Consider the following 24,338-nt stretch of genomic DNA (forward strand, 5'->3'; position numbering starts at 1 on the left):
AAGAATGGCTAAGGTATTCGCGATAGCGAACCAGAAGGGTGGTGTGGGCAAGACCACCACCTGCATCAACCTCGCAGCATCCCTGGTCGCGACCAAGCGCCGAGTGCTGTTGATCGATCTCGATCCACAGGGCAACGCCACCATGGGTAGCGGTGTGGATAAACATGGCCTGGAAAACTCGGTCTACGACCTGCTGATCGGCGAATGCGATCTGGCCCAGGCCATGCACTACTCCGAGCACGGCGGTTATCAACTGCTGCCGGCCAACCGCGACCTGACCGCGGCCGAAGTGGTTCTGCTGGAAATGCAGATGAAGGAAAGCCGTCTGCGCAGTGCGCTGGCGCCGATCCGTGAAAACTACGATTACATTTTGATCGACTGCCCGCCGTCGCTGTCGATGCTCACCCTGAACGCACTGGTTGCCGCCGATGGGGTGATTATCCCCATGCAGTGCGAATACTTTGCGCTCGAGGGTTTGAGCGACCTTGTGGATAACATCAAGCGCATCGCCGAACTGCTGAACCCGAACCTGAAAGTCGAGGGTTTGCTGCGCACCATGTACGACCCGCGCCTGAGCCTGATGAACGACGTCTCGGCGCAGCTCAAGGAACACTTTGGCGAACAGCTGTACGACACGGTGATCCCGCGCAACATCCGGCTGGCCGAAGCACCGAGCTACGGTATGCCCGCACTGGCCTACGACAAGCAATCGCGCGGCGCTCTGGCCTACCTGGCCCTGGCCGGCGAGATGGTTCGCCGTCAGCGCAAAAATTCACGCATCGCCGCTGCCCAGCCAACTTAAGGAATCCCCATGGCCGTCAAGAAACGAGGTCTCGGACGTGGACTGGATGCACTGCTGAGTGGTCCGACCGTCAGCGCGCTGGAAGAACAGGCGGCGCAGGCCGATACCCGTGAACTGCAACACCTGCCGCTGGATCTGCTGCAGCGTGGCAAATACCAGCCGCGCCGCGACATGGATCCACAGGCGCTGGAAGAGCTGGCCCAGTCGATCAAGTCACAAGGCGTGATGCAGCCGATCGTGGTTCGCCCGATTGGCGGTGGCCGTTTTGAGATCATCGCCGGTGAACGCCGCTGGCGCGCCAGCCAGCAGGCCGGCCAGGAAACCATCCCGGCGATGGTCCGTGATGTGCCGGATGAAACCGCGATCGCCATTGCGCTGATCGAGAACATCCAGCGTGAAGACCTGAACCCGATCGAGGAAGCAGTCGCCTTGCAGCGCCTGCAGCAGGAATTCCAGCTCACTCAACAACAGGTTGCCGAGGCTGTGGGTAAGTCTCGCGTGACTGTGGCTAACCTGTTGCGGCTTATTGCACTGCCGGAAGTCATCAAGACCATGCTGTCCCACGGTGACCTGGAAATGGGTCATGCCCGGGCTTTGCTCGGTCTGCCGGACAATCAGCAGGTGGAAGGGGCGCGACATGTTGTCGCACGCGGCCTGACTGTGCGCCAGACTGAAGCACTGGTTCGCCAGTGGTTGAGTGGTAAACCGGAGCCTGTGGAAGCTGCAAAACCCGACCCGGATATCGCCCGGCTCGAACAGCGTCTGGCCGAGCGCCTAGGCTCTGCGGTGCAGATTCGCCACGGGAAGAAGGGAAAAGGTCAGTTGGTGATCGGTTACAACTCCCTCGATGAGCTTCAAGGTGTGCTCGCACACATCCGCTGAAACATTTCCTCATGTAGCGCGCAGTCGGAAATCACTACCTGACAGTTGAATAGGGGCAGAACCGCCCCTATACTCTGCGCGCATTTTGTCGGCACAAATTATGCCAAGTTATTGAATTTCGGCAGCCGACCATTGGAGAGCAATCGTGATGGAAACCCGCAAGCCAAACCGCCTGCCGTTCCATCGCCTGGCGGTTTTTCCGGTGTTGATGGCTCAATTTGTCATTTTGCTCATTGCCGCTTTGGCGCTCTGGCAATGGCACGGAGTCGTTGCCGGATACTCGGGACTTTGCGGAGGCCTGATAGCCTTGCTGCCCAATGTTTATTTCGCTCACAAGGCATTTCGGTTTTCCGGCGCCCGAGCAGCCCAGTCCATCGTCCGGTCATTTTATGCCGGCGAGGCAGGCAAACTGATTTTGACGGCAGTGCTGTTTGCACTGGTGTTTGCAGGTGTGAAGCCATTGGCGCCGATCGCAGTATTCGGCGCTTTCGTGCTGACTCAGTCGGTCAGCTGGTTCGCTCCCCTGCTGATGAGAACAAGACTTTCGAGACCTTAGGGCGTTTGAGGCAACCATGGCAGAAACAACCGCTTCGGGCTATATCCAGCACCACTTGCAGAACCTGACCTTCGGTCAGCTACCTAACGGCGGCTGGGGCTTTGCCCACACCGCAGCAGAAGCCAAGGAAATGGGCTTCTGGGCTTTCCACGTCGATACCCTCGGCTGGTCGGTCGCGCTGGGTCTGATCTTCGTTCTTCTTTTCCGCATGGCGGCAAAGAAAGCGACTTCGGGTCAGCCAGGTGCTTTGCAGAACTTCGTTGAAGTATTGGTCGAATTCGTCGATGGCAGCGTGAAAGACAGCTTCCATGGCCGTAGCCCGGTGATCGCACCGCTGGCACTGACCATCTTCGTCTGGGTGTTCCTGATGAACGCCGTCGACCTGGTACCGGTCGACTGGATTCCTCAGCTGGCCATCCTGATCACCGGCGACCACCACATCCCGTTCCGCGCCGTGTCGACTACCGACCCGAACGCGACCCTGGGCATGGCGTTCTCGGTTTTCGCACTGATCATTTTCTATAGCATCAAGGTCAAGGGCATCGGCGGCTTCATCGGCGAACTGACCCTGCACCCGTTCGGCAGCAAGAACATCTTCGTTCAGGCCCTGCTGATCCCGGTGAACTTCCTGCTGGAATTCGTGACCCTGATCGCCAAACCGATCTCTCTGGCTCTGCGTCTGTTCGGCAACATGTATGCCGGCGAGCTGGTGTTCATTCTGATCGCTGTGATGTTCGGCAGCGGCCTGCTCTGGCTGAGCGGCCTGGGCGTTGTTCTGCAGTGGGCGTGGGCGGTGTTCCACATCCTGATCATCACCCTGCAGGCGTTCATCTTCATGATGCTGACCATCGTCTACCTGTCGATGGCGCACGAAGAAAACCATTAAGAGCAGCCTCGGCTGATCTGATGTCCCTCCCGGTCAAACGGGAGGGGGCTCTTAAACGGGCCTCTGAAACGATTTGTTTTACCGCTTTAATCTAAAAAACCTAAACCATACGACGTAAAAGTCGGGAGGAAAGATGGAAACTGTAGTTGGTCTAACCGCTATCGCTGTTGCACTGTTGATCGGCCTGGGCGCACTGGGTACCGCAATTGGTTTCGGCCTGCTGGGCGGCAAGTTCCTGGAAGGCGCAGCGCGTCAGCCAGAAATGGTTCCAATGCTGCAAGTTAAAATGTTCATCGTTGCCGGTCTGCTCGACGCCGTAACCATGATCGGTGTTGGTATCGCTCTGTTCTTCACCTTTGCGAACCCGTTCGTTGGTCAGATCGCTGGCTAATTACCCGGATTCTTCCGAGTAATTTGGTGTGATGGACAACGTAACTGCGAGGTGTTGGCGTGAACATTAATGCGACCCTGATTGGCCAGTCCGTTGCGTTCCTGATTTTTGTACTGTTCTGCATGAAGTATGTATGGCCTCCGGTCATCGCTGCTCTGCACGAACGTCAAAAGAAGATCGCTGATGGTCTGGACGCTGCCAGCCGAGCAGCTCGCGACCTGGAGTTGGCCCAAGAGAAAGCGGGTCAGCAACTGCGCGAAGCGAAAGCTCAGGCAGCTGAAATCATCGAGCAAGCCAAGAAACGCGGTAACCAGATTGTCGAAGAGGCTGTTGAAAAAGCCCGTGTCGACGCTGACCGTGTGAAGGTTCAGGCTCAAGCCGAGATCGAACAGGAACTGAACAGTGTCAAAGACAAGCTGCGCGCCCAAGTGGGCTTGCTGGCTGTCGGCGGCGCCGAGAAGATCCTGGGTGCCACAATCGATCAAAACGCGCACGCAGAGCTGGTTAACCAACTGGCTGCTGAAATCTAAGCGAGGGCGATCATGGCAGAACTGACCACGTTGGCCCGACCTTACGCTAAGGCGGCCTTCGAGCACGCTCAGGCCCACCAGCAACTGGCCAATTGGTCAGCCATGCTCGGCCTGGCAGCAGCGGTGTCGCAAGACGACACCATGCAGCGCGTGCTCAAGGCCCCGCGACTGACGAGCGCAGAAAAGGCCGCCACGTTCATTGACGTGTGCGGCGACAAGTTCGATGCCAAGGCACAGAATTTCATCAATGTCGTTGCCGAAAACGACCGTCTCCCGCTTCTGCCGGAGATCGCCGCTCTGTTCGACCTGTACAAGGCCGAACAAGAGAAATCGGTAGACGTTGAAGTGACCAGTGCTTTTGCATTGAACCAAGAACAGCAAGACAAACTCGCCAAGGTTCTCAGTGCACGACTCAACCGGGAAGTGCGCCTGCAAGTCGAGGAAGACAAATCCCTTATTGGGGGTGTTGTCATCCGCGCCGGCGACCTGGTTATCGATGGCTCGATTCGCGGCAAAATCGCGAAACTTGCCGAAGCATTGAAATCTTGAGTTTGAAGGGGCAGCAGAGCAATGCAGCAACTCAATCCTTCCGAAATAAGTGAAATTATCAAGGGCCGCATCGAAAAACTCGATGTGACCTCCCAAGCCCGTAACGAAGGCACTGTCGTCAGCGTATCTGACGGCATCGTGCGGATCCACGGTCTGGCCGACGTCATGTACGGCGAGATGATCGAGTTTCCGGGCGGCGTCTACGGTATGGCCCTCAACCTGGAGCAAGACTCCGTAGGTGCCGTTGTACTGGGCGCATACACCAGTCTGGCTGAAGGCATGAGCGCCAAGTGCACTGGCCGCATCCTCGAAGTTCCGGTTGGTAAGGAACTGCTGGGTCGCGTAGTCGACGCACTGGGTAACCCTGTTGACGGCAAAGGTCCACTGGGCAACACCGAGACCGACGCGGTCGAGAAAGTTGCACCGGGCGTGATCTGGCGTAAGTCGGTAGACCAGCCTGTACAGACTGGCTACAAGGCTGTCGATGCCATGATCCCTGTCGGCCGTGGCCAGCGTGAGCTGATCATCGGTGACCGTCAGATCGGTAAAACCGCTCTGGCGATCGACGCGATCATCAACCAGAAAGACAGCGGCATTTTCTGCGTCTACGTGGCAATCGGTCAGAAGCAATCGACCATCGCCAACGTGGTTCGCAAGCTGGAAGAAAACGGTGCACTGGCTAACACCATCATCGTTGCAGCGAGCGCTTCGGAATCTGCAGCACTGCAATTCCTGGCTCCGTACTCCGGTTGCACCATGGGTGAATTCTTCCGCGACCGCGGTGAAGACGCGCTGATCGTTTATGACGATCTGTCCAAGCAGGCAGTGGCTTACCGCCAGATTTCCCTGCTGCTGCGCCGTCCACCAGGTCGTGAAGCTTACCCAGGCGACGTGTTCTATCTCCACTCCCGTCTGCTGGAGCGCGCATCCCGCGTTTCGGAAGAGTACGTAGAGAAGTTCACCAACGGCGCAGTGACCGGCAAAACCGGTTCCCTGACCGCACTGCCGATCATCGAAACCCAGGCTGGCGACGTTTCCGCGTTCGTTCCGACCAACGTGATTTCCATCACCGACGGTCAGATCTTCCTGGAATCGGCCATGTTCAACTCGGGCATCCGCCCTGCAGTGAACGCCGGTGTTTCGGTATCCCGTGTGGGTGGTGCCGCTCAGACCAAGATCATCAAGAAGCTGTCCGGTGGTATCCGTACCGCTCTGGCTCAGTACCGTGAACTGGCGGCATTCGCCCAGTTCGCTTCTGACCTGGACGAAGCGACCCGTAAGCAACTTGAGCATGGTCAGCGCGTTACCGAGCTGATGAAGCAGAAGCAATACGCGCCAATGTCGATCGCCGACATGTCGCTGTCGCTGTATGCCGCTGAGCGTGGGTTCCTGACTGACATTGAAATCGCCAAGATCGGCAGCTTCGAGCAAGCGCTGATTGCTTACTTCAACCGCGATCACGCCGATTTGATGGCCAAGATCAACGTTAAAGGTGACTTCAATGACGAAATCGACGCTGGCCTCAAAGCCGGTATCGAGAAGTTCAAGGCCACCCAAACCTGGTAAGCCGCAGCGGGAGCCGCAAGGCTCCCGCTTGCTAACCTGATAGGTGTTACATGGCAGGCGCAAAAGAGATTCGCAGTAAGATTGCGAGCATCAAAAGCACGCAAAAAATTACCAGCGCCATGGAAAAAGTGGCGGTCAGCAAAATGCGCAAGGCACAAATGCGCATGGCAGCTAGCCGTCCTTATGCGGAGCGTATCCGCCAGGTAATTGGGCATCTGGCCAACGCCAACCCGGAATACCGCCACCCGTTCATGATCGACCGCGAAGTAAAGCGTGCCGGTTATGTCGTAGTGAGCAGTGACCGTGGTCTGTGCGGCGGCTTGAACACCAACCTGTTCAAGGCCCTGGTCAAGGACATGGCGGTAAACCGCGAAAACGGCGTCGAGATTGATCTGTGTGTAGTGGGTAGCAAGGGTGCGGCCTTTTTCCGCAACTTCGGCGGTAACGTCGTTGCAGCTATCAGCCACCTGGGTGAAGAGCCGTCGATCAATGATCTGATCGGCAGCGTCAAGGTGATGCTGGATGCTTATCTGGACGGCCGTATTGACCGCCTGTCCGTGGTATCCAACAAGTTCATCAACACCATGACGCAACAGCCTACCGTGGAGCAGTTGATTCCACTGGTGGCGACCCCGGATCAAGAACTCAAGCACCACTGGGACTACCTCTACGAACCAGACGCCAAAGAGCTGCTTGACGGCTTGATGGTGCGCTACGTGGAGTCGCAGGTGTACCAGGCGGTGGTCGAGAACAACGCGGCCGAACAAGCTGCGCGGATGATCGCGATGAAGAACGCTACCGACAACGCCGGTGATTTGATCAGCGATTTGCAGCTGATCTACAACAAGGCGCGTCAGGCTGCGATCACCCAAGAGATCTCGGAAATCGTCGGCGGCGCTGCCGCGGTTTAACGGTTCAAATATTCAGAGGATCCAGCTATGAGTAGCGGACGTATCGTTCAAATCATCGGCGCCGTTATCGACGTGGAATTTCCACGCGACAGCGTACCGAGCATCTACGACGCCTTGAAGGTTCAAGGCGCCGAAACCACTCTGGAAGTTCAGCAGCAGCTGGGCGACGGCGTGGTACGTACCATTGCGATGGGCTCGACCGAAGGCTTGAAGCGCGGTCTGGGCGTCAACAACACTGGCGCAGCCATCTCCGTACCGGTCGGTAAAGCGACTCTGGGCCGGATCATGGACGTACTGGGCAACCCGATCGACGAAGCTGGCCCGATCGGCGAAGAAGAGCGCTGGGGTATCCACCGCGCCGCTCCTTCCTTCGCTGAACAAGCTGGTGGCAACGAGCTGCTGGAAACCGGCATCAAGGTTATCGACCTGGTTTGCCCGTTCGCCAAGGGCGGTAAAGTCGGTCTGTTCGGTGGTGCCGGTGTAGGCAAAACCGTAAACATGATGGAACTGATCCGTAACATCGCCATCGAGCACAGCGGTTATTCCGTGTTCGCCGGTGTGGGTGAGCGTACTCGTGAGGGTAACGACTTCTACCACGAGATGAAGGACTCCAACGTTCTGGACAAAGTGGCACTGGTTTACGGTCAGATGAACGAGCCGCCGGGAAACCGTCTGCGCGTAGCTCTGACCGGCCTGACCATGGCCGAGAAGTTCCGTGACGAAGGTAACGACGTTCTGTTGTTCGTCGACAACATCTACCGTTACACCCTGGCCGGTACTGAAGTATCCGCACTGCTGGGCCGTATGCCTTCGGCAGTAGGTTATCAGCCGACTCTGGCTGAAGAGATGGGCGTGCTGCAAGAGCGCATCACTTCGACCAAGCAAGGTTCGATTACTTCGATCCAGGCGGTATACGTACCTGCGGACGACTTGACTGACCCGTCGCCAGCTACCACCTTCGCCCACTTGGACGCCACCGTCGTTCTGTCCCGTGACATCGCTTCCCTGGGTATCTACCCGGCGGTAGACCCACTGGACTCGACTTCGCGTCAGCTGGATCCGAACGTGATCGGCAACGAGCACTACGAAACCGCTCGCGGTGTTCAGTACGTGCTGCAGCGCTACAAAGAGCTGAAGGACATCATTGCGATCCTGGGTATGGACGAGCTGTCGGAAGCCGACAAGCAGTTGGTAAACCGTGCTCGTAAGATCCAGCGCTTCTTGTCGCAGCCGTTCTTCGTGGCTGAAGTCTTCACCGGTGCTTCGGGTAAATACGTTTCCCTGAAAGACACCATTGCTGGCTTCAAAGGCATCCTCAACGGTGACTACGACCACCTGCCAGAACAAGCGTTCTACATGGTTGGCGGCATCGAAGAAGCGATCGAGAAAGCCAAGAAACTGTAATCCCGGCGCCCGGCAACGGGCGCTAATTTAGGTTGAGGCAATCAGATGGCTATGACAGTCCATTGCGATATCGTCAGCGCGGAAGGGGAAATCTTTTCCGGCCTGGTCGAGATGGTGATTGCGCACGGTGCACTGGGTGATCTTGGTATCGCTCTGGGTCACGCGCCGCTGATCACTAATCTGAAGCCAGGTCCGATCCGCCTGATCAAGCAAGGCGGGGAAACCGAGGTGTTCTACATCTCCGGTGGTTTCCTCGAGGTTCAGCCGAACATGGTCAAGGTTCTTGCCGACACTGTGCAACGTGCCGCCGACCTGGATGAAGCTCAGGCTCAAGCAGCCCTCAAGGCTGCCGAAGCTGCTCTGCACGAGAAGAGCGCAGATTTCGATTACGGAGCTGCGTCCGCACGTCTGGCCGAGGCTGCAGCTCAGCTGCGCACCGTCCAGCAGATCCGCAAGAAGTTTGGCGGTTAATCCGTCAGCCACTTGTTGTGTGATTGATAAAAAAGGGTAGCCTCGGCTACCCTTTTTTCTTTTCCGATTTTTACAACCCGGTCGCAGTTGCTGACCACCCAGGATTGGTAGCCAGTCATGTCTCTCGAAATCGTTATCCTCGCGGCCGGTCAAGGCACCCGTATGCGTTCGGCGTTGCCGAAAGTGCTGCACCCGGTTGCCGGCAATTCCATGCTTGGCCATGTTATCCACAGCGCGCGGCAGCTTGATCCGCAGCGCATTCACGTGGTCATCGGTCACGGTGCTGATGTGGTGCGCGAGCGCCTGGCGGCTGACGATCTGAATTTCGTGCTGCAGGACAAGCAATTGGGTACTGGTCATGCAACGGCTCAGGCTGTGCCGTTCATCAGTGCCGATACCGTGCTGATTCTCTACGGTGACGTGCCGCTGATCGAAGTCGAAACCCTGCAGCGTCTGCTCAAGCACGTCGTACCGGGCCAGATGGGCCTGTTGACGGTAGAGCTCGAAGATCCGACCGGTTACGGCCGTATCGTGCGCGATGCGAACGGCAAGGTTGCCGCCATCGTTGAGCATAAAGATGCCAGCGAAGCTCAGCGCGCAATCACCGAAGGCAACACCGGCATCCTCGCCGTTCCGGCCAATCGTCTGGCTGACTGGATGAGCCGTCTGTCGAACAACAACGCACAGGGCGAGTACTACCTGACCGACGTGATCGAAATGGCGGTCAACGATGGCCTCGTGGTCGCCACTGAACAACCGCACGACCCGATGGAAGTGCAGGGCGCCAACGATCGCAAGCAACTCTCCGAGCTGGAGCGTCATTACCAGTTGCGCGCCGGCCGCCGGCTGATGGCGCAAGGCGTGACCCTGCGTGACCCGGCGCGTTTCGATGTGCGCGGTGAAGTGACCGTTGGTCGCGATGTGCTGATTGACGTCAACGTGATTCTCGAAGGCAACGTTGTTATTGAAGACGACGTGGTGATCGGCCCGAACTGTGTAATCAAGGACAGCACCTTGCGCAAAGGTGTGGTGATCAAGGCCAACAGCCACATCGAAGGTGCGGTTCTCGGTGAAGGCAGCGATGCCGGTCCGTTCGCCCGTCTGCGCCCAGGCACCGTGCTCGAAGCACGCGCACATGTGGGTAACTTCGTCGAACTGAAAAACGCCCGCATGGGCGAGGGCGCCAAGGCCGGGCATCTGACCTACCTGGGCGATGCCGAAATTGGCGCACGCACGAATATCGGCGCGGGCACCATCACCTGCAACTACGATGGCGCCAACAAGTGGAAAACCGTGTTGGGCGAGGACGTGTTCATCGGCTCCAACAATTCGTTGGTGGCGCCTGTGGATATCTCGTCCGGTGCAACCACCGCAGCTGGCTCGACCATCACGCAAAATGTGGATAACGCGCAGCTAGCCGTGGGTCGGGCGCGGCAAAAGAATATCGATGGCTGGAAGCGGCCGGAGAAGATCAAGAAGAACTGAGTTATCCACAGCTGCACTTAATGCTTGAATCCAAATGTGGGAGCAGGCTTGCTCGCGAATGCGGTGTTTCAGTTTCACATTTCAGTGACTGACCCTCCGCATTCGCGAGCAAGCCCGCTCCCACATTCGTCTGGGTCGTTTCTAAAATTTTCGATCTGTCGCTTGACGATTTATGGCCGATAGGTTTTGATTGCTTCCGTTATCTTTCGAATCGAAACTTAAGCCGCCATGTCGAAACGCAACACGCCCCAACGCCGGCACAACATCCTCGCCTTGCTCAATGAGCAGGGCGAAGTCAGTGTGGATGAACTGGCCAAGCGCTTCGAAACATCGGAAGTTACGATCCGCAAGGATCTGGCCGCGCTGGAAAGCCATGGACTGTTGCTGCGCCGTTACGGCGGGGCGATCACCATGCCGCAGGAACTGGTGGCAGAACCCGGCCAGAGCGTTTCGAAATACAAACAGGCAATTGCCCGCGCTGCCGTCAAACGCATTCGCGAGCACGCCCGCATTATCATCGACAGCGGCAGCACCACCGCCGCGATGATTCCCGAGCTTGGCCTGCAGCCGGGCCTGGTGGTCATGACCAACTCCCTGCACGTTGCCAACGCCTTGAGCGAACTCGAACACGAGCCGGTGCTGCTGATGACCGGCGGCACCTGGGATCCGCATTCGGAATCCTTTCAGGGCCAGGTGGCCGAGCAGGTACTACGCTCTTACGACTTCGACCAATTGTTTATCGGCGCTGATGGCATCGATCTGGTGCGCGGTACCACCACGTTCAATGAACTGCTCGGTTTGAGCCGGGTGATGGCCGACGTGGCGCGGGAAGTGATCGTGATGGTCGAGGCCGACAAGATCGGCCGCAAGATTCCCAACCTGGAGCTGCCGTGGAGCAGCGTCCATACCCTCATTACCGATGATCGCCTGCCTATCGACGCACGCGATCAGATTCAGGCCCGCGGTATCACCGTGATTTGCGCGGCTGTCAGTCAGGAGAAATAAGCATGTGTGGAATTGTCGGCGCAGTTGCTGAACGTAATATCACCGCCATCCTGCTCGAAGGCCTCAAGCGCCTTGAATACCGCGGCTATGACAGCGCCGGCGTGGCGGTTTTTACCAACGATGAAAAGCTTGAGCGCATGCGTCGTCCGGGCAAGGTCAGCGAACTGGAAACAGCGCTGGCCGCACAGCCGCTGGTTGGCCGTCTCGGTATCGCCCACACCCGTTGGGCCACCCACGGTGCACCGTGCGAGCGTAACGCGCACCCGCATTTTTCCGGCGATATCGCCGTGGTGCACAACGGCATCATCGAAAACCACGAAGCCCTGCGTGAGCAACTGAAAGCGCTGGGTTACGTGTTCACTTCGGACACCGACACCGAAGTCATCGCTCACCTGCTGAACCACAAACTCAAGGAGCAGCCTGACCTGACCGTCGCGCTCAAAGCCACGGTCAAGGAACTGCACGGTGCCTACGGTCTGGCCGTGATCAATGCACAGCAACCGGATCGCCTGGTTGTCGCACGCAGTGGCAGCCCGTTGGTGATCGGCCTGGGCCTGGGCGAGAATTTCCTCGCTTCCGACCAGTTGGCCCTGCGCCAGGTCACTGACCGCTTCATGTACCTGGAAGAAGGTGATATCGCCGAAATTCGCCGCGATAGCGTGCAGATCTGGGACGTTGATGGCAAAACCGTCGAGCGCCAGACCGTGCAATACAGCGATGGCGCCGAAGCCGCCGACAAGGGCGAATTCCGTCACTACATGCTCAAGGAAATCCATGAGCAACCGTCTGTGGTACAGCGCACCCTCGAAGGTCGTCTGAGCCCGAACCAGGTGCTGGTGCAGGCTTTTGGTCCACAAGCCGCCGAGCTGTTCGCCAAAGTGCGCAACGTGCAGATCGTCGCCTGCGGTACCAGCTATCACGCCGGCATGGTTGCGCGTTACTGGCTCGAAGAACTGGCCGGTATTCCGTGCCAGGTCGAAGTCGCCAGCGAATTCCGCTACCGCAAGGTGGTGGTGCAGCCAGACACCCTGTTCGTGACCATCTCGCAGTCCGGCGAAACCGCCGACACCCTGGCCGCGCTGCGCAATGCCAAAGAGCTAGGCTTCCTCGCCAGCCTGGCAATCTGCAACGTCGGCATCAGCTCGCTGGTGCGTGAGTCCGACCTGACTCTGCTGACCCAGGCCGGTCGCGAAATCGGCGTGGCCTCGACCAAAGCGTTCACCACGCAACTGGTCGGACTGCTATTGCTGACCCTGTCCCTGGGTCAGGTGCGCGGAACCTTGGGCAAAGACGTCGAAGCCACGTTGGTGGAAGAGCTGCGTCGCTTGCCGACTCGTCTGGGCGAAGCGCTGGCGATGGACAGTACTGTGGAAAAGATCGCCGAACTGTTCGCCGAAAAGAAACACACCCTGTTCCTCGGCCGTGGCGCGCAATTCCCGGTGGCGATGGAGGGCGCCCTGAAGCTCAAGGAAATCTCCTACATCCACGCCGAAGCCTATCCTGCTGGCGAGCTGAAACACGGTCCGTTGGCGCTTGTGGATAACGACATGCCAGTGGTCACGGTGGCGCCGAACAACGAACTGCTGGAGAAGCTCAAGTCCAACCTGCAGGAAGTCCGTGCCCGTGGCGGTGAACTGATCGTGTTCGCCGACGAGAAAGCCGGGATGACCAACGGCGAAGGCACCCACGTGGTGCAGATGCCGCACATCCACGACATCCTCTCGCCGATCCTCTACACCATCCCGCTGCAGTTGTTGTCCTACTACGTCGCCGTGCTCAAGGGCACCGACGTCGACCAGCCGCGCAACCTGGCCAAGTCGGTGACGGTGGAATAAGTTATCCACAGCTGACATTGACCCGCAAAAATCGCAGCCTCGGCTGCGATTTTTGTATCTGATTCGAGGACATCCATGGACCGCTTCCAGGAAATGCAGATCTTCGCCACGGTGGCCCAGGAGCAGGGCTTCTCGGCAGCGGCGCGACGTCTGGGTTTGTCCGCCGCCAGTGTCACCCGGGCGGTGGCGGCGCTGGAGCAGCGCATCGGTACGCAGTTGCTGATTCGTACCACGCGCAATGTGCACCTCAGCGAGGCCGGTCAGCGTTATCTGGAAGACTGTCGGAGAATTCTCGTCGAGGTGCAGGAAGCCGAGGATTCGGCGGCCGGCAGTCACGCCCAGCCCCGTGGGCAATTGACGGTGACGGCGCCGGTGTTGTTCGGCGAGTTGTTCGTCACACCACTGATGGCCGGTTATCTGACGCAGTACCCGGACGTTTCGATCAATGCGCTGTTGGTCGATCGGGTGGTGAGCATGGTCGAGGAGGGCATTGATGTCGCGGTGCGCATCGGTGAGTTGCCGGACAGCAATCAGCACGCGATCCGTGTCGGCGAGGTGCGGCGGGTGATCTGTGCTTCGCCGGCCTATCTGGCCCAGCACGGTCGTCCCGAGCATCCGCAGGCGCTGGCCGGCGCGCCGGTGGTGGCGACTTCGTCCATCGGCCAGTTGCGCAGTTGGCCGTTTGTGGACCAGGGCGAAGCGATCAGCGTGCGGCCCGAGCCGAGGCTGGTGGTCACCGCCAATCAGGCGGCGATTGCCGCGGCCTGCCTGGGGTTGGGGCTGACCCGGGTGTTGTCCTATCAAGTTGCCGGCAAGGTGGCGTCAGGTGAGCTGGAAATCGTCCTCGCCGACTTCGAACTGCCGCCGCTGCCGATCCACGTGGTGTATCAGGGCGGCCGCAAGGCGCCGGCGCGGGTGCGCAGTTTTGTCGACTATGCGGTGAAGGCCCTGCGTGAGCATCCGGCGCTGCAGAACGCGGCGTTGTTTCATCCAGTGAAATAATCGATTGCGATTGCTGGTGATTCTATTGCTTTGAGGATGGGTGGAAGATGGCCTCCATCGGCGCTGCCATCCCGAACGGCGCCACCTCCAGCGGAGTCGACCATGCAAGCGATCAAACTCTACAACTTCCCGCGTTCCGGCCACGCCCATCGGGTGGAGCTGATGCTGTCCCTGCTGCAACTGCCGACTGAACTGATCCTGGTCGATCTGGCCAAGGGTGAGCACAAGCAGGCGCCGTATCTGGCGATCAACAGTTTTGGCCAGGTGCCGGCGATCGACGATGGCGGCGTGGTGCTGGCCGATTCCAACGCGATTCTGGTGTATCTGGCGCTCAAGTACGGCAATGGCCGTTGGCTGCCCACCGATCCGCTGGGCGCTGCGCGGGTCCAGCGCTGGTTGTCGGTGGCGGCGGGGCCGATTGCCTTTGGCCCGGCGGCAGCACGCCTGGTCACGGTGTTCGGCGCGCAACTGAATGCCGAGGAACTGATCACCCGCGCGCACAACCTGCTCAAGGTGATGGAGCTGGAACTGGGCAAGACCCCGTACCTCGCCGGCAGCGAGCCGACCATCGCTGATGTATCCGCCTACAGCTACATCGCCCATGCGCCGGAAGGCAACGTGTCACTGGATGACTACGCCAACGTGCGTGCCTGGCTGGCGCGTGTCGAAGCCTTGCCCGGTTTTGTCGGCATGCCGCGTACCGTCGCCGGTCTGCAGAAGACTGCCTGAGGGTTCGGCCCGATCTGATCAAGTTATCCACAGTGCGCCAGCGGCGCGGGGAGATGCGTGATGGAACGTTCACCGTGGCACGCTGGCGAGCAGCAACTGCAGGCCCATGTCGGCGTTGCCGAACGCATGGAAACCTTCGGCCGCAAGGTGATTCGCGACTGGATGCCGGATCAACACCGCGCGTTCTATGCACAATTACCGTTCATGCTGTACGGCGCGGTCGATGCCGAGGAGCGTCCATGGGCCAGCGTGCTCGAAGGCGCGCCGGGGTTTGCCGGTTCGCCCGATCCGCAGCACCTGCAATTGTCCAGCCTGCCGGCGGCCGATGATCCGGCGCAGTTGCACGACGGCGCCGCCATCGGTTTGCTCGGCATCGAGCTGCACACCCGGCGGCGCAATCGTCTCAACGGTCGCGTCGGCAACCTCGACGCCAGCGGTTTCGCGGTGACGGTGGATCAGTCGTTCGGCAACTGTCCGCAATACATTCAACTGCGCCAGTTCCAGCGCGTGCCGCTGAGTGATCCGCAGACGCGGCCAGCGCAGCATGGCAATGGTCTCGATGACGCGGCCCGGGCCATGATCGAAGGCGCCGACACCTTCTTCGTCGCCAGTTACGTCGAGGTCGACGGGCAGCGTGCGGTGGATGTTTCCCATCGTGGCGGTCAGCCGGGTTTCGTCCGGGTCGAGGGGAACCGCCTGACCATCCCGGATTTTGCCGGCAATCTGCACTTCAACACCCTCGGTAATCTGTTGCTCAACCCCCGTGCGGGACTGCTGTTCATCGACTTTTCCACAGGCGATCTGCTGCAACTGAGCGGGCGTACCGAGATCATTCTGGAAGGGCCGCAGATCGAAGCCTTTCAAGGCGCTGAACGCCTGTGGACATTCGAGGTGGAGCAACGGGTGTGGCGTCCGGCGGCGCTGGCCTTGCGCTGGCGCTTCGATGGCATGTCGCCCACCAGCCTGTTGACCGGCACCTGGGCCCAGGCCGATGCACGCTTGCAGGCCAAGGCACTGGGTGACCGCTGGCGGCCGCTGCGGGTGACCCGCATCGAAAGGGAGAGCCAGCACATCCGCTCGATTTATCTGCAACCGGACGATGGCGCGGGGATGCCGGTGTTTCAGGCCGGCCAGCATCTGCCGCTGCGCTTCAAGCTGGGTGATGAAACGCCTATCCGCACTTACAGCCTGTCGAGTGCGCCATCGGATGATTTCCTGCGTATCAGTGTGAAACGCGAGGGCCTGGTCTCAGGCCATTTGCATCAGCAGATCCGGGTCGGCGATATCCTCGAGGCGCGGGCGCCACAGGGGCACTTCACGGTGGCGCCGCTGGAGCAACGACCGCTGGTGTTGTTGGCAGCGGGGGTTGGTATCACGCCATTGCTGTCGATGCTGCGCGAGGTGATTTATCAAGGCCTGCGCACCCGCAGGATCCGGCCGACGTGGCTGCTGCAGAGTTCGCGCAGCCTGGCTGATCAACCGTTTCGTCAGGAACTCGATCGCTTGCTGGAAAATGCTGGCGATGCAGTGCGGGTGGTGCGCCTGCTCAGTCAGCCGGAGGCCGATCTGCAGGAGGGCGAAGATTTCGATCTGCGCGGGCGCATCGACGCTGCGGTGCTGCGCGATCTGCTGGACGTCGAGGATTACGACCAGATCGATTTTGCGGTCTGTGGCCCCGGCGCTTTTACCCAAAGCGTCTACGACAGCCTGCGCGACCTCGATGTTCGCGATGCGCGGATCCATGCCGAAACCTTCGGCCCTTCAACGCTCAAGCGCCAACCGGACCCGGATGCCGTGGTCATCGAGCAGCCGCCGGCCGCCATCACTTCGATACCGGTAGTGTTCGAACGCTCGGCCAAAGAGGCGCGCTGGCAGCCGGACGGCGGCAGTCTGCTGGAGCTGGCGGAAAGCCGTGGCCTGCGCCCCGAGTTCAGTTGCCGTGGAGGTTCGTGCGGCACCTGCAAGACGCGGTTGGTCAGTGGCGCGGTGAATTATCCACAGCCCCCGGCAGACATGCCGGAAGCGGGGCAGGTGCTGATTTGCTGCGCGGTGCCGGCGCTGAGTGAACAGCCGCTGGTGCTGGATCTCTGACGGCTCATTTGAAATCACGACAACCCCCCTGTGGGAGCGGGCTTGCTCGCGAAGGCGTCAGGTCAGTCGACATGATTGTTTACTGAAAGACCGCCTTCGCGAGCAAGCCCGCTCCCACAGGGGATGTGTTTCGCAACGGGTCAGGCGTAGGACAGGTCTTTCTCTTCCAGCAGCTCCTGATACAGTTCGGTCCACTTGCGGGCCATCTCGTCGGCGGTGAACAGCTGCCGGTAACGCGCCTCGGCCTTGATGCCCATGGCTGCCGCGCGCTCCGGGTTTTCCCACAAGGTGCGCATCGCCTCGCGAAACGCCAGTGGATTGCTCGGGGGAACCACCAGGCCGGTTTCATTGTGGATATTGATGTAGCTGGTGCCGGTACCGATTTCACTTGAGATCATCGGTTTGCCATACATCGCGCCCTCAAGCAGCGAAATGCCGAACGCTTCGGAGCGCAGGTGCGACGGGAACACGATGGCGTAGCTCAGTTGCAGCAGGGCGACCTTGTCTTCATCGCCCAGACGTCCGAGGAAGTGGATATTGCGCAGGCCTAGCGCAGCGGCCTGGGCATGCAGCTCCAGTTCCAGCGGCCCGGCGCCGACAATTACCACCGGATAGTCCACGTCCTTCAAGGCATCGAGCAGGATGTGCAGGCCCTTGTAATAACGCATGACCCCGACGAACAGGAAAAACTTATCCCCAAGCTGCTGGCGCCAGCGATTCATGCGTTCGCTGTCCGCCTGTGGATAACCGGCCTTGTTCAAGCCGTACGGAATCACCCGGGTCTTGTCCTGGAACTGCTGCAACACGTCGCTGGTGTGCAGGTAGTTCGGCGATGCCGCGACAATCCGGTCGGCGCTGGCGAGGAAGCGGTTCATCAGCGGTCGGTAAAGTTTGAGCAGATGCTTCTGGCGGATGATGTCCGAGTGGTAGGTCACCACGCTCGGCTTGTTCATGCCGCTGGCGAAGTGCACCAGGTCCATGAACGGCCAGGGGAAGTGGTAGTTGACCACATCGGCTTCGGCGGCCAGCTCGCGAAACTGTTTGAACACGCTCCAGGAAAAACCGGTGGAGGCGAACTGGATGTCGAGTCTGGCGCGATGCACTTCATGTTGACCGAGTTGCACCACGGGCGGGGTCGGATCGGCGCTGAGGGTCAGCACCTGACCGTCGATGCCATGATGCGCGCCGCTTTCGCACAGCTGGAAGATCACCTGTTCGATGCCGCCGACCGAGTCAGGCAAGTAGGTTTTGAAAAAGTGAAGAACTCGCATTCAGCCTCCCATGGCCTGGCGGTAGGCACCGGCGGTGGCCTGTGCGCAACGTACCCAGGAAAAAAGCCGCGTCCGGTGCAGTCCGGCTTCTCGGCAGGCCTGCCAATGCGCTTGATCGTCGATCAGGCGATTCAGCGCATCGCGCAAGCCGTGTGCATCGTCAGGTTCAATGTAGTTGCCTGCCGCGCCGGCAACTTCCGGCATGGCTGAAGATCGGGTGAGGATCACCGGGGTGCCGCTGGCCATTGCTTCCAGTACCGGCAGACCGAAACCTTCATACAGTGATGGAAACACCAGCGCCCGGGCGCCGGCCAGCAGTTGGGCGACGTGTTCATCCGGCAGATAGCCGAGCAGGCAAACGTGCCCTGAGGCCAGGGCCTGGCGCAGTTCGTCGCTGAACTGGGCCTGTTGCCAGCCGGCCATGCCGACGATCAGCAGCGGAAAGCGCTGGCGTACGGTATCCGGCAGCAAGGCGTGGGCACGCAGGGCCAGACTCAGGTTCTTGCGCGGTTCCAGGGTGCCGACACACAAAAAATATTCTCGCGCGGCAACGGCATGCGCTTTGAGCACCGCTTCGATGGCGTGTGGTTCCCGTGGGTGGAAGCGCTCGGCCACACCCAGTGGCGCCACCACGAAACGCTCGGCCGGCAGACCAAAATAAGCCTGCGCCTCGTCGGCAATCGCCTGCGAGTCGGTCACGATCCGTTGCGCCTGTTGCACGCCAGCAGCCAGGCGCCGTTCGATTTCCTTGAGACGCGCCGCCGGTTGCGAATCAGGAAAGTGCAGGTGGGTCAGGTCGTGCAGGGTGATCACGGTCGGGCCATCGAAGGCCAGCGGCCACAGGCTCGGCTCGTGATACAGGTCGATGCCTTGCGTGCGGCCCTGATCGAAGCGTTTCTGCTCCAGCCAGCGCCGCGCCTGATAGGCGCCGGGGATCTGCCGTAGCAGCGGCGTCAGGCGCGAATAGCCGGGCATCGCCGCTTCCGGCAGCGCCGAACTCCAGCCCCAGCCGTGGAACAGCGCCACTTCGACATCGGTGGTGCTGCGCAAGGCGCGAACCAGTTCGGCGACGTAATGGCCGATGCCGGTGCGCGGAGCCTGCAGAATCCGGGCGTTAAGGGCAATGCGCATACGGCCTCGCTGGCGCCGATGGCGCTTTCAGGACGTTGTGTGCGGTGCGTTCGGTCAATTGGGCGCTGGCCTCGCGCCAGCCGATCCAGCGCCAGTCAGCCACATTGCGGGCAGCGGGGAACTGACCGCTTTGCTGGAACCGGATGATCAAGTCGGCGAGGCTTTGCGGATCCTGCAAATCGAAGTAGGCCATGAACTCGCCGCCGATTTCGCGGAACACCGCGATGTCGCTGCCCATCGCCGGCAAGCCGCGCTGCATGGCTTCTACCAGTGGCAGGCCAAAACCTTCGACAAACGAGGGGAACACCAGTGCACTGGCGTGGGCGTAGGCATGTTCGAGGCTGGTGTCGCTCAACTCGTTGAACATGAACAGGCGGCGATTCAGTTCGGGATGATTGTGCACCCGGGCGAGCAGAGCGTCGCACTTCCAGCCGATGCGTCCGGCGATGCACAGCCGCGCCGTGCAGCCGGCGGCCCAGGCCCGCTCGAAGGCATCGAGCAAGTACGTGTGGTTTTTGCGCGGTTCGATGGTGCTGACCATCAGGAACACGGGCTCCGGTGTACTGAACAGTTGTTGCAGGCGCGGTTCGACCGTAGCCCTGGCGCTGTGCAGATCCAGTTCGGAACCGAGATGGAAATAATCGAACCAGAGTCTGTCGGTGCGTGCCGGGCCGACCCGTCGCTGCAGTTCGGCGCGCAGCTGATCGCGCACCGTTGCGGAAATCGCCATGTAGCCATCGGCGGTGCGGGTGATCCAGTCGAACCATGCGCTGAAGACCTGCACCAGCCGCGTGTCGTAGAACTGCGGGTGGGTCAGCGGGATCAGGTCGTAGATCACGGCGACGATACCCACCCCGTCACGCTTGAGTTGTTCGGCGTGGGGAAAAAAGTCCGAATGCCAGGATGAATCCAGCAGCACCAACTGGTCGCCAGGCTGATGTTGCAGTGGCGTGCAGCGCTGGAGCAGTTGCTTGCGGTTCATCAGTCTGATCAGGCGTAGCGGACAACCAAACAAGCCGAAGGAGGTCAGTCGGTAAGCGACGTACAGAACGCGTCGGGTGAATTTCGACGGACAGCGTGGATCAAGGCGCTGGTGCCACTGCCAGAATCGGTGGGCGAGGCGTTCCAGCCGCTCGCCAAAGGTCGCAACGGCGTTGAGCAACGGCGCGTCCAGCGGGGCCAGGCGTGTGACCCGATAGAGCTGGCCCCTGAGCGAAATCACCGGCAGGCACTCGACATCACCCACCCGCTCGGGCAGTTGCTTGATGACGTTACGCACCACTCGTTGAATACCGGAGTTGATCGCCGGGTGCTTGAAGACGTGGGTGCACTCCACCAGCAGCCGGGTCATGGTGCACGCTCGGTCAGCTCTGCCTCGCTATGGCGGGTGATCGAGGTCTTGGCGTTGAGCCAGGAACAGCCGACGAAATCTTCCTGGCGGTTGTTGATCACATGAAACACCAGGCCGTAATCGCGCCATTCGAAGTTGCGGTCCAGGTGCGAGTCCAGGCGTGACAGGCTCAGCGATACGGAATAGTTACCCTTGCCCAGGCCCATGACGAAGGCAAAGCGGTAAGTGAAGCGTTCGCCGGCATGCAGGTCAGTCAGAGCCTTGTTCAGACGATGGGTGTTGATGCCATACATCATCTGGCCCAGACGATCCTTGAGGATGAAGCCGAGCACCAGTCGTTCAATGTCGCGCCGAACCTCCACCTGAACTTCCAGTACCACTGGCTGGCCGACCTCGGCAGCGTCGATGGCGCGATCGTGTTCGTCCAGCAGGCGCACGCTCAGAATGCCTGCCTCGCCGGTGCCGGACACGGTCTGCACCTCGCCGCCGGCGAGCATTTCCTGACGCACGATCTGCCCTTCGCGTTCGGCCATCAGGGCGTTGTAATAGTCGAGCACCACTTCCGGCTTGTCGTACAGGGCCATGTGCCCATCCTTGAGCAGGATGGCCGAATCGCAGATCGACTGGATGGCCGAGCGATCATGGGAGACGATCAGCAAAGTGGTCCCGGCCTTGCGGAAGCTGCGGATGCGTTCGAAGCTCTTGTGCTGGAAGTAGGCGTCACCCACCGACAGGGCCTCGTCGACGATCAGAATGTCCGGGCGCCGCGCGGTGGCGACGCTGAACGCCAGGCGCATTTGCATGCCGCTGGAGTAGGTGCGGACCGGATGGTCGATGGCTTCGCCGATTTCCGCGAAGTGTTCGATGTCCGGCATCAGCGCTTCGATCTCGCTGACCTGCAGGCCCAGCAACTGCCCGGCCATGAACGCGTTCTGGCGACCGGTAAAGTCCGGGTGAAAGCCCATGCCCAGCTCCAGCAGTGCGGCCACGCGACCTTCGATTTCGATCTTGCCGCACGTGGGCTGAGTGGTGCCGGTGATCATCTTCAGCAACGTGCTCTTGCCCGCACCGTTGGCGCCGACGATCCCCACCGCCTCGCCGGGCGCGATCTCGAACGCGACATCCTGCAGTACCCAGTGCTGATGGTGACGAACGGGTGAAAGAGGTATCAGCCATTCCGCCAGGCGACTCCAGCGCGTCGGGTACTGTTTATAGGCCTTGCCCAGGCCTGTAACGCGAATATGCCCCATCAGAGTTCATCCACCATTTCGCCGACGCGCTGGCGAAACAGGCGCAGGCCGATCAGACACATCAGCACGGCGGCGATGAACGCCGGTAGCAGCGAACTCCAGACCGGCCATTGCCCATACAGGAACAGGTTCTGATAGCTGCCGATAAGGCTGGTCAGCGGGTTGAGCTGCAACAGACGCTGGACCCACTCTGGCAGGATCGTGATCGGGTAAACAATCGGCGTCAGCCAGAACCAGAACTGCAGGCAGATGGCGAAGAGCTGGCCGACATCACGGAAGAACACGTTCAACACGCCAAGAATCATTCCCAGCCCGGCGCAGAACATCATTTGCAGCGCGATCAGCGGAATCAGCGCCAGCAGCGCCATGCCCGGCCAGCGCCCGGTGACCAGCAGGAAACCCAGAAACAGGGCGATGATGATCGCGAAATTGATCCCGGCGTTGATCAGCACGATCACCGGCAGGCAGATACGCGGGAAGCTGATTTTCTTCAGCAGGTTGGCGTTGTCCAGAAACATGGTCTGGCTGCGCAGGGTGATTTCCGAAAACATTCCCCAGGCCAGCAACCCGGCGCAGAGATAGACGCTGTAGGCCATGCTGTCGTCCACACCCGGCAGGCGCGCGCGCATGATGTGCGAGAAGATCACGGTGTAGACGATGATCATCGACAGCGGATTGAAGATCGGCCACAGAGCGCCGAACAGTGAGTTGCGGTACCGCGCTTGAAACTCCCGCTGCACGCTGCCGAGGATGAAACCCCGGTAGCTGTGCAGCGAGCGGTAAAGGGAAAGCAGCATTCAATCCGTCCTGCCGTATTGGTCTTCGAAGCGCACGATATCGTCTTCACCCAGGTATTCGCCGCTTTGCACTTCGATGATCACCAGGTCGATCACGCCAGGGTTTTCCAGGCGATGCCGGTGTCCGGCGGCGATGAACGTCGATTCGTTCTTGGCCACCAGATGGGTGCCCGTGCCGTTGTTGGTGACCTTGGCCATACCTTCGACCACGACCCAGTGTTCGTTGCGGTGATGGTGCATTTGCAGCGACAGCTTGCCGCCGGGCTTGACCACGATTCGCTTGATCTTGAAGCGCGGACCTTCCTCGAGCACGGTGTAGGTGCCCCATGGCCGGCTGACGGTGCGGTGCAGGCGGTAGGCTTCGTGGGATTTGTCCTTGAGCTGCTTGGCGACACGCCGCACATCCTGGGCGCGGTCAGCGTGGGCCACCAGCACGGCGTCGGCGGTGTCGACGATGATCAGGTTATCCACACCGACGGCGGCCACCAGCCGGCCTTCGCTCTGCACGAAGTTGTTGTGGCTGTCGATGAAGACCGCTTCGCCACTGGCGCGATTGTTGTCGGTATCGGCCGGCACCAGTGCGGCCACGGCGCCCCAGGAACCGATGTCGCTCCAGTCGAAACCGGCGGGCACCACCACGACTTTTTCCGAGCGCTCCATCAAGGCGTAGTCGATGGAGATGTCGGTGATTTCGGCGAACAACGCCGGTGACAGTTCCTGCTGCAGGCAGCCGACGGTTTCCACCGGGGCGCTGGCGTCCATGCACGCGCGGGTCTGTTCCAGCAGCTCCGGGGCATGCCGTTGCAGCTCGTTGATCACGGTCGCGGTGGTGAAACAGAACATGCCCGAGTTCCACAGGAAGTTGCCGCTTTCCAGGTAATGCGTGGCGGTCTGCAGATCGGGTTTTTCCACGAAACGCTGCACTTTTGCCGCGCCTTTGGCGTCCAGTGGCGCGCCGGTCTCGATGTAGCCGAAGCCGGTTTCCGGGGCAGTCGGCAGCACACCGAAGGTCACCAGATAACCGTCCTTCGCCAGGTTGACCGCGTGTTCGACGGCGCTCTTGAGCGCTTCCTGATTAACGATCAAATGGTCGGCGGGCATCACCACCATGATTGCGTTGTCGCCGTGCAGCGCCTGCAGTGACAGGGCCGCTGCGGCAATCGCCGGGGCGGTGTTGCGCCCGGTCGGCTCCAGCAGAAAGTGCCCGCGATGGCGCGACACATGGGCGGCGCAATAGTGATCCTTGCTCTGGAAGTAGTACTCGCGGTTGGTCACCGTGACGATGTCGCCCCAGCCGTCGAGCAATGCTGCCGCCCGCTGGTAGGTCTTGCCGAGCAGCGACTGGCCGTCGGGCAGGGTCATGAACGGCTTGGGATGGCCCTCGCGGGACACCGGCCACAAACGAGTACCGGCACCGCCGGACAGAATCACGGGGATCAGCAT

General features: G+C 60.2%; 23 protein-coding genes. 17 read left to right on the forward strand and 6 right to left on the reverse strand.

Going from position 1 to position 24,338, the window contains the following annotated elements; translation table 11 throughout:
- The first annotated feature begins 4 nt into the window (after positions 1-4).
- From M0814_RS22605 to M0814_RS22685, 17 genes are all read left to right on the forward strand, one after another.
- A complete protein-coding gene (locus M0814_RS22605) occupies positions 5-802 on the forward strand; it encodes a ParA family protein (RefSeq protein WP_003229787.1) in 798 nt (265 codons plus the stop codon).
- A gap of 9 nt (positions 803-811) precedes the next feature.
- Positions 812-1,684, forward strand: coding sequence for a ParB/RepB/Spo0J family partition protein (locus tag M0814_RS22610; protein ID WP_003229785.1), 873 nt, complete (start codon positions 812-814; stop codon positions 1,682-1,684).
- A gap of 148 nt (positions 1,685-1,832) precedes the next feature.
- Positions 1,833-2,240 (forward strand): F0F1 ATP synthase subunit I, encoded by a 408-nt coding sequence (locus tag M0814_RS22615; protein ID WP_003229783.1) that lies wholly within the window; start codon positions 1,833-1,835, stop codon positions 2,238-2,240.
- Between the two features lie 16 nt (positions 2,241-2,256).
- The gene (gene atpB, locus M0814_RS22620) at positions 2,257-3,126 is read left to right on the forward strand and encodes a F0F1 ATP synthase subunit A (protein ID WP_003229782.1); all 870 of its coding nucleotides are present in this window, start codon (positions 2,257-2,259) and stop codon (positions 3,124-3,126) included.
- 133 nt (positions 3,127-3,259) lie between these two features.
- Entirely contained in the window at positions 3,260-3,517 is a 258-nt protein-coding gene (gene atpE / locus M0814_RS22625; protein ID WP_003097235.1) for a F0F1 ATP synthase subunit C, read from the forward strand.
- 59 nt (positions 3,518-3,576) lie between these two features.
- Positions 3,577-4,047, forward strand: coding sequence for a F0F1 ATP synthase subunit B (locus M0814_RS22630; protein ID WP_003229781.1), 471 nt, complete (start codon positions 3,577-3,579; stop codon positions 4,045-4,047).
- A 12-nt stretch (positions 4,048-4,059) separates the two neighbouring features.
- Entirely contained in the window at positions 4,060-4,596 is a 537-nt protein-coding gene (locus M0814_RS22635) for a F0F1 ATP synthase subunit delta (RefSeq protein WP_003229779.1), read from the forward strand.
- Between the two features lie 21 nt (positions 4,597-4,617).
- The gene (gene atpA / locus M0814_RS22640) at positions 4,618-6,162 is read left to right on the forward strand and encodes a F0F1 ATP synthase subunit alpha (RefSeq protein ID WP_003229777.1); all 1,545 of its coding nucleotides are present in this window, start codon (positions 4,618-4,620) and stop codon (positions 6,160-6,162) included.
- 50 nt (positions 6,163-6,212) lie between these two features.
- The gene (gene atpG, locus M0814_RS22645) at positions 6,213-7,073 is read left to right on the forward strand and encodes a F0F1 ATP synthase subunit gamma (protein ID WP_003229775.1); all 861 of its coding nucleotides are present in this window, start codon (positions 6,213-6,215) and stop codon (positions 7,071-7,073) included.
- A 27-nt stretch (positions 7,074-7,100) separates the two neighbouring features.
- Positions 7,101-8,477 carry a F0F1 ATP synthase subunit beta gene (atpD, locus tag M0814_RS22650; RefSeq protein ID WP_003229774.1) on the forward strand — a complete coding sequence of 459 codons (1,377 nt, stop codon included), beginning with the start codon at positions 7,101-7,103 and terminating at the stop codon, positions 8,475-8,477.
- A 45-nt stretch (positions 8,478-8,522) separates the two neighbouring features.
- Positions 8,523-8,948, forward strand: a complete 426-nt coding sequence (locus tag M0814_RS22655; RefSeq protein ID WP_003229772.1) for a F0F1 ATP synthase subunit epsilon — start codon at positions 8,523-8,525, stop codon at positions 8,946-8,948.
- Positions 8,949-9,065: 117 nt separating this feature from the next.
- A complete protein-coding gene (glmU, locus tag M0814_RS22660; RefSeq protein ID WP_045122691.1) occupies positions 9,066-10,433 on the forward strand; it encodes a bifunctional UDP-N-acetylglucosamine diphosphorylase/glucosamine-1-phosphate N-acetyltransferase GlmU in 1,368 nt (455 codons plus the stop codon).
- A 228-nt stretch (positions 10,434-10,661) separates the two neighbouring features.
- A complete protein-coding gene (locus M0814_RS22665; RefSeq protein WP_045122690.1) occupies positions 10,662-11,438 on the forward strand; it encodes a DeoR family transcriptional regulator in 777 nt (258 codons plus the stop codon).
- A 2-nt stretch (positions 11,439-11,440) separates the two neighbouring features.
- Positions 11,441-13,273, forward strand: coding sequence for a glutamine--fructose-6-phosphate transaminase (isomerizing) (gene glmS, locus M0814_RS22670; RefSeq protein ID WP_103484005.1), 1,833 nt, complete (start codon positions 11,441-11,443; stop codon positions 13,271-13,273).
- A 75-nt stretch (positions 13,274-13,348) separates the two neighbouring features.
- Positions 13,349-14,275: a LysR family transcriptional regulator gene (locus tag M0814_RS22675; RefSeq protein WP_103484006.1), complete on the forward strand. Its 927-nt coding sequence runs from the start codon at positions 13,349-13,351 to the stop codon at positions 14,273-14,275.
- Positions 14,276-14,377: 102 nt separating this feature from the next.
- On the forward strand, positions 14,378-15,004 hold the full coding sequence (locus tag M0814_RS22680) for a glutathione S-transferase (protein WP_003229768.1): 627 nt from the start codon (positions 14,378-14,380) through the stop codon (positions 15,002-15,004).
- A gap of 60 nt (positions 15,005-15,064) precedes the next feature.
- Positions 15,065-17,095 carry a pyridoxamine 5'-phosphate oxidase family protein gene (locus M0814_RS22685; protein WP_103484007.1) on the forward strand — a complete coding sequence of 677 codons (2,031 nt, stop codon included), beginning with the start codon at positions 15,065-15,067 and terminating at the stop codon, positions 17,093-17,095.
- Positions 17,096-17,235: 140 nt separating this feature from the next.
- On the opposite strand, the gene M0814_RS22690 is transcribed toward M0814_RS22685, so the two are convergent.
- Genes M0814_RS22690 through M0814_RS22715 form a run of 6 tightly spaced genes read right to left on the reverse strand, consistent with a single transcriptional unit; the run spans position 17,236 to position 24,338 of the window.
- Positions 17,236-18,366 carry a glycosyltransferase family 4 protein gene (locus M0814_RS22690; protein WP_103484008.1) on the reverse strand — a complete coding sequence of 377 codons (1,131 nt, stop codon included), beginning with the start codon at positions 18,364-18,366 and terminating at the stop codon, positions 17,236-17,238.
- A complete protein-coding gene (locus M0814_RS22695; RefSeq protein ID WP_103484009.1) occupies positions 18,367-19,497 on the reverse strand; it encodes a glycosyltransferase family 1 protein in 1,131 nt (376 codons plus the stop codon). It lies immediately after the preceding gene.
- On the reverse strand, positions 19,481-20,848 hold the full coding sequence (locus tag M0814_RS22700) for a glycosyltransferase family 1 protein (protein ID WP_103484010.1): 1,368 nt from the start codon (positions 20,846-20,848) through the stop codon (positions 19,481-19,483). Before M0814_RS22700 ends, M0814_RS22695 begins: the two co-directional genes overlap by 17 nt.
- The gene (locus M0814_RS22705; RefSeq protein WP_103484011.1) at positions 20,845-22,098 is read right to left on the reverse strand and encodes an ABC transporter ATP-binding protein; all 1,254 of its coding nucleotides are present in this window, start codon (positions 22,096-22,098) and stop codon (positions 20,845-20,847) included. Before M0814_RS22705 ends, M0814_RS22700 begins: the two co-directional genes overlap by 4 nt.
- Complete coding sequence (locus M0814_RS22710; protein ID WP_003229757.1) at positions 22,098-22,895, reverse strand: ABC transporter permease; 798 nt, start codon at positions 22,893-22,895, stop codon at positions 22,098-22,100. Before M0814_RS22710 ends, M0814_RS22705 begins: the two co-directional genes overlap by 1 nt.
- Positions 22,896-24,338, reverse strand: coding sequence for a mannose-1-phosphate guanylyltransferase/mannose-6-phosphate isomerase (locus M0814_RS22715; protein ID WP_103484012.1), 1,443 nt, complete (start codon positions 24,336-24,338; stop codon positions 22,896-22,898).

The organism is Pseudomonas sp. MWU12-2020 (assembly GCF_023100605.1).
In the GTDB taxonomy this organism is placed as follows: Bacteria; Pseudomonadota; Gammaproteobacteria; order Pseudomonadales; family Pseudomonadaceae; genus Aquipseudomonas; species Aquipseudomonas fluorescens_H.

Coding starts and splice junctions, on each gene's coding strand:
- M0814_RS22605 (WP_003229787.1), top strand. CDS start 5: ATGGCTAAGGTATTCGCGATAGCGAACCAGAAGGGTGGTGTGGGCAAG.
- M0814_RS22690 (WP_103484008.1), bottom strand. CDS start 18,366: ATGCGAGTTCTTCACTTTTTCAAAACCTACTTGCCTGACTCGGTCGGC.
- glmU (WP_045122691.1), top strand. CDS start 9,066: ATGTCTCTCGAAATCGTTATCCTCGCGGCCGGTCAAGGCACCCGTATG.
- M0814_RS22675 (WP_103484006.1), top strand. CDS start 13,349: ATGGACCGCTTCCAGGAAATGCAGATCTTCGCCACGGTGGCCCAGGAG.
- M0814_RS22615 (WP_003229783.1), top strand. CDS start 1,833: ATGGAAACCCGCAAGCCAAACCGCCTGCCGTTCCATCGCCTGGCGGTT.
- atpG (WP_003229775.1), top strand. CDS start 6,213: ATGGCAGGCGCAAAAGAGATTCGCAGTAAGATTGCGAGCATCAAAAGC.
- M0814_RS22610 (WP_003229785.1), top strand. CDS start 812: ATGGCCGTCAAGAAACGAGGTCTCGGACGTGGACTGGATGCACTGCTG.
- atpE (WP_003097235.1), top strand. CDS start 3,260: ATGGAAACTGTAGTTGGTCTAACCGCTATCGCTGTTGCACTGTTGATC.
- atpD (WP_003229774.1), top strand. CDS start 7,101: ATGAGTAGCGGACGTATCGTTCAAATCATCGGCGCCGTTATCGACGTG.
- M0814_RS22705 (WP_103484011.1), bottom strand. CDS start 22,098: ATGGGGCATATTCGCGTTACAGGCCTGGGCAAGGCCTATAAACAGTAC.
- M0814_RS22710 (WP_003229757.1), bottom strand. CDS start 22,895: ATGCTGCTTTCCCTTTACCGCTCGCTGCACAGCTACCGGGGTTTCATC.
- M0814_RS22685 (WP_103484007.1), top strand. CDS start 15,065: ATGGAACGTTCACCGTGGCACGCTGGCGAGCAGCAACTGCAGGCCCAT.
- M0814_RS22635 (WP_003229779.1), top strand. CDS start 4,060: ATGGCAGAACTGACCACGTTGGCCCGACCTTACGCTAAGGCGGCCTTC.
- M0814_RS22715 (WP_103484012.1), bottom strand. CDS start 24,338: ATGCTGATCCCCGTGATTCTGTCCGGCGGTGCCGGTACTCGTTTGTGG.
- M0814_RS22655 (WP_003229772.1), top strand. CDS start 8,523: ATGGCTATGACAGTCCATTGCGATATCGTCAGCGCGGAAGGGGAAATC.
- M0814_RS22700 (WP_103484010.1), bottom strand. CDS start 20,848: ATGACCCGGCTGCTGGTGGAGTGCACCCACGTCTTCAAGCACCCGGCG.
- atpB (WP_003229782.1), top strand. CDS start 2,257: ATGGCAGAAACAACCGCTTCGGGCTATATCCAGCACCACTTGCAGAAC.
- M0814_RS22680 (WP_003229768.1), top strand. CDS start 14,378: ATGCAAGCGATCAAACTCTACAACTTCCCGCGTTCCGGCCACGCCCAT.
- atpA (WP_003229777.1), top strand. CDS start 4,618: ATGCAGCAACTCAATCCTTCCGAAATAAGTGAAATTATCAAGGGCCGC.
- M0814_RS22695 (WP_103484009.1), bottom strand. CDS start 19,497: ATGCGCATTGCCCTTAACGCCCGGATTCTGCAGGCTCCGCGCACCGGC.
- M0814_RS22665 (WP_045122690.1), top strand. CDS start 10,662: ATGTCGAAACGCAACACGCCCCAACGCCGGCACAACATCCTCGCCTTG.
- glmS (WP_103484005.1), top strand. CDS start 11,441: ATGTGTGGAATTGTCGGCGCAGTTGCTGAACGTAATATCACCGCCATC.